Source organism: Nevskia soli DSM 19509, assembly GCF_000711955.1.
Lineage (GTDB): Bacteria > Pseudomonadota > Gammaproteobacteria > Nevskiales > Nevskiaceae > Nevskia > Nevskia soli.
In genome coordinates this window covers 215,204-227,328 of record NZ_KL543998.1, presented here as the reverse complement: position 1 = coordinate 227,328, position 12,125 = coordinate 215,204, and the positions used below count along the sequence as shown (strand labels likewise).

Genomic DNA, 12,125 nt, shown 5'->3' with positions numbered 1-12,125 from the left:
GTAAGAAATATTGTCCTGAAACAAAGGATTCATGTGCCGTGCCTATCTTTGCCACACCGGCCGGGATCCACGCCTCATTCCGGTTCGCCGCGCCCCATCCGGTGCGGATTTTCCAACTCAGACATGGACGTTCTGGTGCCTATCAATCGCAGGGATTTCCTGCTGCGCGGCGGTCTTGCCACCGCCGCGCTGGCGGTCAGCCCGCCGGCATTCGAAGCCGAGCCCTTGCCGCAGTTGCCGCTCTGCGGCGGCGCCGCGCTGCGCAAGGTCGCGTTCCGCAACCAGGTGCTGCCCTCCGGGCCGCCGCTCAACCCCCTGACCCTGGCGCGCTTCGTCGATCTCCTGCCGATCCCGCCGGTCCTGCGCAGCGCCGGAACGCGGCCCAGCCCCGAAGACTCAGGGCTGGCGCTGCCTTACTACCGCGTCGAAATGCGTGAATGCCTGGCGCAATTGCATCGCGATCTCAAGCCAACGCGCCAGTGGGGCTATGCCGGCAGCGTTCCCGGCCCGACCATCGAAACCCGGAGCGGCCAGGGCCTGCTGGTGGAGTGGGTCAACGCCCTGCCGCGCAAGCACCTGCTGCCGGTGGACTTCAACGTTCACGGCGCCGAGGCCAACAAGCCCGAGGTGCGCACCATCGCCCACGTGCACGGCGCCAAGGTGCCGCCGCAGGGTGACGGCTATCCCGAGCGCTGGTGGACCTCCGGCAAGTCCGCCACTTTCCACTATCCCAACCAGCAGGATGCGGCCACGCTGTGGTACCACGATCATGCCATGGGCATCACCCGCCTCAACATGTTCGCCGGCCTGTTCGGCTTCTTCATCGTGCGCGACGAGGCGGAGGATGCGCTGGATCTGCCGCGCGGCGAGTGCGACATCCCGCTGGTGATCTACGACCGCCGGCTCGATCGCGACGGCCAACTTTACTATCTCACCTCCGGCGATGCGCGCGCGCCTTGGGTGCCCGAGTTCTACAGCAACGCCATCGTCTGCAACGGCAAGCTGTTTCCTTATCTGGAAGTGGAGCCGCGCCGCTATCGCTTGCGCCTGCTCAATGCCGCCAACGGGCGCTCCTTCCACCTGACCCTGTCCAACGGTCAGGACTTCCAGCAGATCGGCAGCGACGGCGGTCTGCTGCCGCAGCCGGTGACGCTGAAGGACGTGACGCTGTTTCCGGCCGAGCGCGCCGACCTCGTCATCGATTTCTCGGCGCATGCCGGTGAACAGATCGTGCTGCAGCAGGAGTCGCAGGAAGTGATGCAGTTCCGCGTGCGCAAGGGCGGCGGCAAGGACCGCGCCGCGCTGCCGCAGAAGCTGCGCCCCGTGCCGCGCATCGCCGAAGCCGAGGCGGTGAAGACGCGCCTGCTGACTCTGGGCGAGCGCGACGACTACGCCGGCAACTCCACCATGGTGCTGCTCAACGGCACGCACTGGGATCGGCCGGTCACCGAAACGCCGACGCTCGACACGGTGGAAATCTGGAGCCTGCTCAACCTTACCGGCGACGCCCACCCGATCCATCTGCACCTGGTGCGTTTCCAGATTCTCGACCGCCGTCCATTCGATGTGTTCGCCTACAACGCCAGCAAGACCCTGCGCTACACCGGTCCGGCCGTGCCGCCGCCGCCGCAGGAAGCGGGCTGGAAGGACACGGTACGCACCGATCCGGGCATGGTGACCCGCATCATCGTGCGCTTCGAGGGCTATCCCGGCCGCTATGTGTGGCATTGCCACCTGCTCGAACACGAGGACAACGAAATGATGCGACCTTACGACATCCTTACAAAGGAGTAACGCAAGGTACTGTCTGGATTGAGGTTTCACGGAAACGAAACCTTCGCGTCATTTTCTCTGGGCACACTTCGGGTCCCCCATCACACACACAGGGAGTGTCACGTGATCCGGTTATCCCCCCAGTTCAAGCTGCGCACTTTTGCCGGTGCCGCGGCGTTGGCCATCGCCAGCGCATTCGCGGCCTCATGCTCCAACGACAACAACGGCACCGGCGGCGCCGGCGTTGCCGCCACGCCGATCCAGCACGTCATCCTGATCATCGGCGAGAACCGCACCTTCGATCACGTCTTCGCCACCTATACGCCGCACACCGCCGGGCAGACGGTTTCCAACCTCCTGTCCAAGGGCATCGTCAACGCCGACGGTACCCCGGGGACAAACGTCGCGCTGGCCAAGCAGTTCCAGGCCACCGCCAATGGCGCGTACTCCATCAGCCCGACCACCGGCAAAACCGCTTACGCGACGCTGCCGCCGATGATGACCGGCGGCGCGCCGACCAATCCGCACTTCGCGTCCGGCACGCAGGCTGCTACGGTCGAGCCGGCCCTGCCCAGCACCGCCTATGGCGAACTGGCCAACGGCGGCACCGGCCTCAAGACCAACTCGGTCGACACGCGCTTCACCAACGCCACCACGCTGCCCAATGCGCCGGTGGACATGAACGGCCCGCTGAGCTACGACGACTACGCCAGCAGCCCGGTGCACCGCTTCTTCCAGATGTGGCAGCAGCTGGATTGCAGCATCACCGCCAGCACCACGCAGAATCCGAGCGGTTGCCAGAATGATCTGTTCCCCTGGGTCGAAGTCACCATCGGCGCCGGCAGCAACGGCGCGGCGCAGCCGGCCGGCTTCACCGACCAGAGCACGGGCGAGGGTTCCACCTCGATGCAGTTCCTCAACGTCGCCAAGGGTGATGCGCCGTATTTCAAGTCCCTGGCAGACGACTACACCATCAGCGACAACTTCCACCAGTCGATCATGGGCGGCACCGGTGCCAACCACATCATGCTGGGCTACGGCAGCCTCATCTACTACGCCAATCCGGACGGCACCCCCGGCACTCCGCCGGCCGCCCAGATCGAGAATCCGGATGCGCAGGCGGGCACCAACAACTATTACACCCAGGACGGCTACAGCGGCGGCTCCTACGTCGACTGCGCCGATGCCACCAAGCCGGGTGTAAGCGCGGTGCTCAACTACCTGAAGGCCCTGCCGTACAAGGTCTTCAATGGCGGAAACTGCGTGTCCAACCAGTACTACCTGGTCAACAATTACAACCCCGGCTACCTCGGCACCGGTGCAGCGGCGCCCCTCGGCGCCACCACGTACACCATCCCGCCGAGCACCCAGCCGAACCTGGCCACCCTGCTGGAAAAGCACAGCGTCAGCTGGAAGTACTACGGCGAAGGTTTTGACGGCGGTGCGGAAGACGGCGAAGCCGGCACCTTCTGCAACATCTGCGATCCCTTCCTGTACTCCACGCAGGTCATGACCAACCCGGAATTGCGCGCCAAGAACCAGGACATCGGCGACCTCTACGCGGACATCAACAACAGCGACCTGCCGGCGGTGTCGATCGTCAAGCCGGACGGCCTGCTCGACGGTCACCCGGCCTCGTCCAAGCTGGATCTGTTCGAAGGCTTCAGCAAGAAGATCATCGACATGGTCAAGGCCAACCCCACGCTGTGGGCCAACACCGCAGTGATGGTCACCTTCGACGAGGGCGGCGGCTACTACGACTCCGGTTATGTGCAGCCGATCGACTTCTTCGGCGACGGCACCCGCATCCCGCTGATCGTGGTGTCGAAGTACTCCACCGGCGGCCGCGTCGTCCACACCTACGGCGATCACGTCTCTTTCGACAAATTCGTCGAGGCCAACTGGAAGCTGGGTGAACCCATCTCCACCATCAGCCGCGACAACCTGCCGAATCCGACCGCGGGGCCCAACGCCTACGTGCCGGGCAACCAGCCTGCGATTGGCGACTTGATGGACATGTTCGTGTTCCCGTCCAGCTGAACGCAAGCAGCCTATGCTGTATAGGGCCGGCAGCCGTGAGGCTGCCGGCCTTTTTCAGTACCTGGCACCGTATCAGGATTCCCGATGAATCGATCATTCACCTCGTGCGCCGCCGGCGCGCTCTTGCTTTTATCCGGCATCGCCGCCGCCCAGGCGGATGATTTCGGCGCCATGCCGGGACTGTGGAAAACCACCTACAGCCTGGAGCCGGGGAGTGCCGGCACCACGCCGCCGTTGCGATGGCATTGTGTCGACGAGGCGGCCGATCCCTGGCAGGCCTTTGCGCAACTCGATGCGCGCGCGCCGGCTTGCAAGTCCGCCACCTACGAGCGGACCGTTTCCTCGCTCAAGTGGCATCGGGCCTGCGGCGCCGCCCCCAGCGAGGGTTCGCTGGTGTTCGACAGCCCCAAGCACTACAGCGGTACCATCGCCGCCCTCGGCGGCAAGGCCAAGGCGCCGCCCGGCAGTTTGCGCGTGGAGGGTGAGCGTGTTGCCGCCTGTACCAGCCCCTCCGACTGAGGGAGCGCGCCTGAACACCATTCGTCGATACGATCCGCTTGACCCCGCGCGGTGCCGCCGCGCCGCACGGTGTCGCGTCGGCTGGCCTTACGGGGGCGGTATTGGCTCGCAGGTGCCGGTCTGGTGCTCGACCAGGCAGCCGGACTCCAGGTGAAAGTTGAACTCGCCGCTGTTGCGGTCGACGGTGGCGTCGCGGCCTGCCATGCCGGCACCCCATTTCTTCAGGGTGACGACGCTGCCCTCGCTCTCGATCGGGCCGGTCAGGTGATCGTATTTCCACAGCTTCCGTTCCAGATCGATCTCCAACGCGCCCTTTTCATGCATCGGGGCGATCACGCCGGGGCAATGGCTGGGACCGAACGCCAAGGTGGTGACGCACTGGTAGCGCAGCGGAGCTTCGGCCCGGGCCGTCGTGCACAAGGCCAGGGTGGCCAGCGCAAGCAGGATTCGGAAGGGGCGGTTCCCGGAAGTGGTGAGCGGGGTTTGCATCGGCTGGCACCTACTTATTAATGGTAAGGGTAAACTAGCAAATAGCTAGCCAGGTTTTATCCAGCCGCCAGGACCTCTGCCTGCAGCATTGCCACCGTTGCGCTGTTTGTGGTTGCCGAAGCGGCACCCGGGCAGCGCCATCAGAGCCCGGCGTGGCTCTGCAGCAGCGTAAGCAGGGATGCGATCTGCAGCGCCAGGGCGGCCACTACCGCCAGGCACTCGAACAAGGACAGATGTTCGCTGCGTAACTGTTCCATTGCACCAGACTCCGTGTTGTCGGCCAAAAAAAAGTCCGCGTTGCCGGGCGCAATGCCGACAACGCGGACGTCGATGTCCACAGGATCAGACTTCCTCGTCTGACCCTAAGCATCATGGAACTTCGCAAACCCTGTGCCAGAGAAGTTGCGCCGTTTTCGTTGCCGCGGGGTTCCCGCAGGCAGGGGAATGGTGCAAATCCATCGACGGAAGCATAAATCGGCAAATACTTTGCCACATAAAGTGGCACGCGCCGCCGCGACCGCTCTTTCTTGGGTCGTGCGCAATTGCCGATATGCAGAGCTGCGGCTGCGGATTCGATCGGGGCGCTGCCAGCTGCATATATAAGGAGTATGAAGTGCGCGGCGGCAAGACCATTAACATGGCATATAGATTGCTACTTTAAATCAAGGCTGCACCCGGCAACGATCGAGGCCTCATGTGGAGATCACGCGAGGAGATCGTACGGGCAGGCAATTCGCAAACGATGCCTGCCTGCCGCAGCCGATGCTGTTATGGAGTGTCGGAAGGGGAAGGGTTCGGCAATGCTTGCGGGCATTTCGCGAATTCTGGCACGGGGATTGCGATGTTGATTTCAGTGCGTACCTAAAGGCGCACAAGTTACGGGTGGATCGGGCAAAGGCGCCTGATCCTGCGGACAGCGACGTCCACGTTACTGGCAATGACAGCCAGCGACGTGGACGTTTTTTTTTGCCTCGCGGAATCCGCTTCGGTACGCGGCTTTCGTTGCACACATATTTTTTAAGGAGCTCAGGAATGAAAGGGTTAAAAGGGAGCAAATCCCCGTTCAAGCGTTACGCGGCACTGCTTGTGGCGGCGGCATCCTGCATCGGTGGTACCGCTCATGCTGGCTGGTTCGACTACAACGACGGCAAGGTGTTCTTGACCCAAGGTGTCAGCATGGTGGACGGTGCGGCCGGTGGCGGTGCAGTGCCATGGGCGGTGATCGCCGGCAACGAAACGCGCGACGGCATCAATGCCAACGTGCACTACACCTACGCCAGCTTGCCGAACTACAGCCTCAACACCGCCGGCATCGCGGTGGGCTTCTACGACCGTTTCGAGGTGTCGTACGCCTACTCGGTTTTGCCCACCGGCAGCACCTTCGATACTGTGGGCCTGCTCAACAGCGCGCTTTCCGGCAGCAGCACCTCCAGCACCATCGGCGGTGTCGAGCCCTGGAACACCACCATCAAGATGAACATCTACGGTGCCAAGCTGCGTCTCATCGGCGAGGCGATCTACGACTCGGACACCTGGGAGCCGCAGGTCGCCCTTGGCGGTTTCTACAAGGTCAACGGCAACAAGGCCTTGTTGAAGACCTTGGGCGCGGACAAGGCATCGGACTTTGAAGCCTACCTGGCCGTCACCAAGATCTTCTTCCCGATCAGCACCGCGATCGACTTCACGGCGCGTTACACCAGCGCCAATGAAACCGGTCTCACCGGCTTCGGCAGCGATACTGGCGGCAACCATCGGAAACTCCGCATGGAAGGGTCTCTGGCCTACCTGCTGGCGAAGAACATCGCCATCGGCGGCGAGTATCAGCAGCATGGCAACAATCTGGGCGGCAAAACCGTCTCCACCCTGAGCGGTGTGAACACTTTGCTCGGCTCGCTCGGCCTCGGCGGTCTGGACACGACGCTGACGCAGCAGAACGAAAGCGACTGGATCGATCTGTTCGTCGCCTTCGCGCCGGCCAAGAACCTGTCCTTCACCGCGGCCGTCCTCGACCTGGGCAACATCACCTTCACGCCCAACCAGTACGGCTACTACATTTCGATGGCGGCCAGTTTCTGAGCCCCCCGCCGAAACATCGTAGCGATTGCCAAAGATTAAGGAGACTTTCATGAAGCAGATTCAAGGTTTCAAACCGCTGGTTCTGGCGACCGCGCTGTTCGCCGCCAGCATCGGCGCCGGTTGCGCCAGCGGCGACCCGGTGGCCAACCGCACCGAGGGCAAGACCCCGGCCGTCATCGGCATCCCCAGCGACTCGCTGGAGAAGTTCGGCGGCCAGGCCGGCATCGACGTGTGGGTGGACGATCTGTTCTACTACATTCTTGCCGACAACCGTATCAACCAGATCTTCAACACTCACGGCCACGTGCAGCGCCAGATGGCGTTGAACAAGGAGTTGGAGAACATGGTGCTGGGCGGGCCTGCGCACTATTCCGGTGCGAGCATGAGTGCGGCCCATGCCGAGTTGGGCCTGACCCTGACGCAGTTCAACGCGGTGGTGGAAGATGCCTACCTCGCCTGCGATGCGGCACGTACGCCGTATCACGTCTGCAACCAGCTGATCGCCGCGCTGGCGCCGTTCGAACGCGTTATCGTGACCAAGTAACAGAGTTTTATCTGCAAGCAGTCCAGAAGCTGTAGACGGATAAACCCATTGGGCAGGGTGCCCAATGGGTTTTCCACAAACCAGGAGGTTTTTTGAAAGTGCACCATTCGTTCAAACGCGCATCGCTTACCGTTCCCGCCCTCCTTCTAGGGCTGGGCACCGGCGGCGCCGCTCACGCGATCGACGATATCTACGAGACCCAGGATGCGTTCCTGGCCGAAACTTTCGGTGCAACGGTGCCGGCGCCGAAATTCCTCGATCTGGATGGACCGGCACAGGCGCAGGTCACCGCGGCCCTGGGCCACAGCTATCAGCAATCCCGCCTGCGCTACTGGAAAGCCAACGGCAAGACCGCCTGGGTGATCGAGGACAAGGGCAAGCAGGGCTACCAGCTCACCACCGCCGCCTTCGTCGTCAAGGGCGGCGCCATCGATATTGCGCGCGTCCTCATCTACCGTGAATCGCACGGCGAGGAAATCGCGCAGGCTTCGTTTCTCAACAAGTTCACCGGGGCCCACGCCGTCGGCGGCAAGCTTGACCGCACCATCGACAGCATCTCCGGCGCCACGCTGTCGGTGCTGATGATGCAGCGTATGGCCGCGGCCGCCATCGCGCTGGATGCGCTGACTCCGCCGTAGGGCCTGTTAACGCTAATTTGATCGCTGCGACGGCCTCTGGAGGGTTTCCGGGGCAAGGAGAGAGGAGCGTGATGTACTGGAAGTACATGAGCGACGAACGACGCCGCGATGGGCGCCTCCAGAGGTCGTCCCGGAGGGTTGCGCCCAAAATCGAGCCATGCGGCGTTGTCGCCCTCGGCCATGGATTCACCATGGCCAGCGGGCTCCGCCTTGCCTGGCTCGATTTTGGACTGCAACGCAGCGATCAAATTAGCGTTAACAGGCCCTAAGGTTTTAGTCCGTGACCATGTCGGAACCGCCTCCGAAACGCAGCCTTACCGATACGCTGCGTCCTTGGCGCTCGCGCGCTGTGGTCAGCCCGCGTGAGCGCCAGCCGCAGGTGCAGCCCAAGCGGAATTTCACCGCCACCCTGCGCGAGTGGCACAAGCGCGCCGGCCTGTTCGCCTTCCTGTTCCTGGGCTGGCTCGGCCTGAGCGGCATCCTGCTCAATGAAGCTTCTGACCTGAATCTCAACAGCGTCCGCATCGACTGGACCTGGCTGATGTCGATCTACGGTCTGCACGCGGACCCGCCGCAGGCCGCGTTGCCGGCGGGCGGCCACTGGCTCGCCGTCGCCGGCGACAACACCGTACTTGACGGCAAGCCGCTGGCGGATCCGATCGAGGCGCCGCTGGGCTTCGTTGCCGCCCCCGAGCCGGGACAAACCGCCAAGCAGATGCTCTACATCGCCCGCGCCGACAGCCTGGTGCTGCTCAAGCCCGATGGCACGCGCGTCGACGAACTGCGCATGCCGCCCCTGCCGATCGGCGCCATCCGCCGCATCGGCGTAGTGCAGGAGCATGCCGGCAGCATCGCCATCCAGGGCGCCGATACCGCTTACCAGAGCGACGATGAAGGCGAGAGCTGGAAGCCGGTCCCCGCCACCGCCGTGCAGTGGTCGGTGAAGCAGCCGCTGCCGCCCGAGCAGCGCAAGCTGCTCGTCCCGTTTTCCCGCCCCAGCATCTCGGTACAGCAGATCCTGGTGGACGCGCACAGCGGCCGCCTGTTCGGCCGCTTCGGTACCTTCTTCGTCGATGCCGTCGGGTTGGCCGCCCTGCTACTCGCCACCAGCGGTGTGTGGATGATGTGGCGCACCAGCAATGCGCGTCGCAAGCAGGCCAGCCGCATGGCTACCACGCCGGCCATCAAGCCCGCACGCAAGCCGGACACGAATGCCTAGCGGAATGCTTGGCGCATCGGTATGAACGCTGTGAACGAACAAAGCCTGTCGCTGGTGGAGCAGCATTTCATGGCGATGGGCACCCTGGTGTTGGTGACCATCCCCATCGAAGACGAGTCCCTGCGCGCACAGGCCGACGGCGCCATTGCCGAGGTACGCAAGCTGTTGCAGGAATTCGGCCGGGACGGCTGGGCCTGGGGCAGCGGTGCACTGGCCGGCTTCAATCGTTCACTGGGCGAGGGGCGGCGTGCGCTGGTACCGCCCGTGTTGAAACCGCTGTTTGCGCGCGCCTGGGACATATACCAGGCCAGCGGCGGGCTGTTCGAGCCACGCATCGGCGCCCTGGTACGCCTGTGGGGCTTCGACGACATGGCACGCCTGCGAAGCGCGCCGCCGGATGCCGTCGAGGTCCATCGGCTGCTGACGCAGATGCACGGGGCGCCCGCTTACCACGGCGAGGACTTCTACGGTCCCGCACCGGATGTGGTGTGGGATCTTGGCGCCATCGGCAAAGGCTATATCGTCGATCTGGCCCTGGATTGGCTGCACCGGCGCGGCTTCGGCAACGCCATCATCAATGCCGGTGGCAATGTCGCGGCGCGCGGCACGCGCCGCGATCGTCCCTGGCACATCGGCATCCGCGATCCGCGGCTTTCCGCCGAGTTGCCGCAGTTGTTGGCCGCGCTCGATGTCCAGGACGAATCCGTCATCACTCATGGCGACGACCAGCGCTATTTCGAACATGACGGCCAGCGCTATGCGCACTTGCTGCATCCGCACAGCGGCACCCCGGTGCATGGCCTGCGTTCCCTCACCGTGGTGCACGCGGATGGCACGCTGGCCGACGCCGGCGGCGCTGCGCTGTTCGTCGCAGGTCTCGAAGGCTGGCCGCAGCTGGCGAGACAGCTGGGTATCCAGCAGGTTCTGGCGGTTGCCGACGACGGCACGGTGTGGGTGAGCGAGCCGCTCGCAGCGCGCATACAGGCTGCTGCGGGATTGAGCGTCAAAGTAGTGCGTCAGGGAGCCTCTGATTAGTCCCAAGCCCTGCTGTCATTCAGGTGCGCTATAACAGGGTCCGTGTGCGTCCGCGGACCGGGCGTGCAGCGGGCACTGTTGCGCCGCTTGCAATAAGTGGCATGGCACATGCTTGTTTTGCTCCATAATCCAGGGACTCCGCATGGCCATTGCATTGCCGCCGCCAATTACTCCACAAGAGGGGTCCGTGGTCGAATTGCGCGCGCAGTCGCGGGCGCAGCAGGAGCTGGTCATCGAATACGGCAAAGGCGTCCTCATCCACGTCTTCGGCAGCCAGCTGGTGAGTGCGGATCGCATGCGCAAGGCGGTTGCGGCGGCAGCCAATATTTCCGATGCGGTCCGTACCGTTGGTTACGTCTATTACGTTTCCGGTTATCCGGCCACCCTGGTGACCTACGCCGAGGCGGGCCAGTACCTGGTGGATATCTATGTGCGCGTCGTGCCCGGCCGGGTCAAGGACGTCACCGGACCCGCTGCGCTGCAGCCCTACTTTTCCGACCTGAAGGGCGGCAAGGCGCCGCTGACCAGTGCCAGGCTTGAAGCCGACCGTGCCGTGGCCGACGGTTTGACCGAACGTGCCGGCGAACAGTACAAGCCTGTCTTCAGACAGGTCGGCCCGGATGAAGTGGTGCTCGATCTCGGCGATGCCGCGCCGGGCATCCGGCGCACCAACTTGTTCGGCACCTTCGGCAACTATGGCAATCGCTACGCCGGTCCATATCTGGCTACCGCGGGCGTCAGGCAATCCTTCTCCAGTGGCGACGAAGTAACCCTGGCCGGCGGCACCAGCGTGCGCTTCCTCGGGCTCGGCGGCTCACATTCCGAACCCTATCACGAGGGCGACGGCATCTGGTCCCGGGTGACGCCATACGGCGTGTTCGGACTGCAGGGGCGTTATGCCGAGTTCAGCCAGAGCGTGCAGGGCTATCGCTTCAACGGCAACATCACTTCCGGCAGCGCCACCTGGCTTTATCCCCTGTACTCCGACTTCCAGCAGCGCCTCAATCTGCAAGGCAAGTTCGAGCGCGACCACGAGGTCATCGATGCGCCGGCGTTGACCAGCAATTGCAGCGTGCTGGGCGATCTGCTCAATCTGCTCGGGCTCGTCAGCTGCCCGGTGACCGTCAGCGCCGGGGGAGAGGTGCTGTCCGAACTGTACAATTCCACCGAACTCACGCTCAGCTATGTAGCCCGCACGCAGCACGGCGAGCACCAGGCCGAACTGCAGGCAGGCCTTACCTTGCGCAAGGGCCTGGGACCACACCAGTCCGCCGGCAGCGCCGCCAGCCTCGACTATTTCCTGTGGCAACCTTCTTTCACTGCGCGTTATTCGCTGAACTCGCACTGGAGCGTGCTCGGCGACGGCAACTTCCAGTTCAGCAACAGCATCCTGCCGCAGCAGCAGAAGTTCGTCATTGGCGGTCCTTCAAGCCTGCATGCTTATGAAGCAGGCGTCGGCGTCGGCGACCATGGCGAGAATCTGCGCCTCGGCGTCGAATGGAAGGGTTACGACGATTCCTGGACCGAGCGTTACGGCATCCGTCCACGCGGCTTCGTCGAGTACGGTTCCGCCACGCTCGAGCACGTTGCGCCCGGCACGCCGTCCGGCACGGTTGCCACCGCCGATGTCGGCGCCGCGACGGATATTCGTTTCACATCCTGGCTCGGCGGCACCCTGTCTCTGGCGCAGTCCATTTACAGCCATGGCGGCGACAGCAGCCCGGATGGCCTGGCGAAGAAATACGTCTTCTTCCAGCTGTCGGCGAAGTACTAGACGCGAAAAACGATCAAG

The 12,125-nt window shown here is 63.7% G+C and carries 11 protein-coding genes; 9 read left to right on the top strand and 2 right to left on the bottom strand.

From position 1 onward, the window contains the following. Positions 1–135: 135 nt before the first annotated feature. The 3 genes from BP26_RS0123525 to BP26_RS0123515 all read left to right on the top strand — a co-directional run bounded on the left by BP26_RS0123525 (position 136) and on the right by BP26_RS0123515 (position 4,332). Entirely contained in the window at positions 136–1,794 is a 1,659-nt protein-coding gene (locus BP26_RS0123525; protein ID WP_029922991.1) for a multicopper oxidase family protein, read from the top strand. 102 nt (positions 1,795–1,896) lie between these two features. Beyond that, complete coding sequence (locus tag BP26_RS0123520) at positions 1,897–3,813, top strand: alkaline phosphatase family protein (RefSeq protein ID WP_029922990.1); 1,917 nt, start codon at positions 1,897–1,899, stop codon at positions 3,811–3,813. A gap of 84 nt (positions 3,814–3,897) precedes the next feature. Beyond that, complete coding sequence (locus tag BP26_RS0123515; RefSeq protein ID WP_157572731.1) at positions 3,898–4,332, top strand: DUF3617 domain-containing protein; 435 nt, start codon at positions 3,898–3,900, stop codon at positions 4,330–4,332. Positions 4,333–4,419: 87 nt separating this feature from the next. On the opposite strand, the gene BP26_RS0123510 is transcribed toward BP26_RS0123515, so the two are convergent. Beyond that, positions 4,420–4,821, bottom strand: coding sequence for a hypothetical protein (locus BP26_RS0123510; protein WP_029922988.1), 402 nt, complete (start codon positions 4,819–4,821; stop codon positions 4,420–4,422). A 140-nt stretch (positions 4,822–4,961) separates the two neighbouring features. Then, the gene (locus BP26_RS0123505) at positions 4,962–5,159 is read right to left on the bottom strand and encodes a hypothetical protein (protein ID WP_029922987.1); all 198 of its coding nucleotides are present in this window, start codon (positions 5,157–5,159) and stop codon (positions 4,962–4,964) included. A 694-nt stretch (positions 5,160–5,853) separates the two neighbouring features. On the opposite strand from BP26_RS0123505, the gene BP26_RS0123500 reads away from it, so the two are divergent. The 6 genes from BP26_RS0123500 (at position 5,854) to BP26_RS0123470 (ending at position 12,107) form a co-directional block, all read left to right on the top strand. Beyond that, positions 5,854–6,897 carry a DUF3034 family protein gene (locus tag BP26_RS0123500; RefSeq protein WP_029922986.1) on the top strand — a complete coding sequence of 348 codons (1,044 nt, stop codon included), beginning with the start codon at positions 5,854–5,856 and terminating at the stop codon, positions 6,895–6,897. 49 nt (positions 6,898–6,946) lie between these two features. Then, positions 6,947–7,441 carry a group I truncated hemoglobin gene (locus tag BP26_RS0123495; protein ID WP_029922985.1) on the top strand — a complete coding sequence of 165 codons (495 nt, stop codon included), beginning with the start codon at positions 6,947–6,949 and terminating at the stop codon, positions 7,439–7,441. A gap of 92 nt (positions 7,442–7,533) precedes the next feature. Next, a complete protein-coding gene (locus BP26_RS27090; RefSeq protein ID WP_051749337.1) occupies positions 7,534–8,079 on the top strand; it encodes an FMN-binding protein in 546 nt (181 codons plus the stop codon). Between the two features lie 286 nt (positions 8,080–8,365). Further along, entirely contained in the window at positions 8,366–9,298 is a 933-nt protein-coding gene (locus tag BP26_RS0123480) for a PepSY domain-containing protein (protein ID WP_245611882.1), read from the top strand. Between the two features lie 21 nt (positions 9,299–9,319). After that, positions 9,320–10,333, top strand: a complete 1,014-nt coding sequence (locus tag BP26_RS0123475) for an FAD:protein FMN transferase (RefSeq protein WP_029922981.1) — start codon at positions 9,320–9,322, stop codon at positions 10,331–10,333. A gap of 187 nt (positions 10,334–10,520) precedes the next feature. Beyond that, a complete protein-coding gene (locus BP26_RS0123470; RefSeq protein ID WP_029922980.1) occupies positions 10,521–12,107 on the top strand; it encodes a ShlB/FhaC/HecB family hemolysin secretion/activation protein in 1,587 nt (528 codons plus the stop codon). Positions 12,108–12,125: the final 18 nt, after the last annotated feature.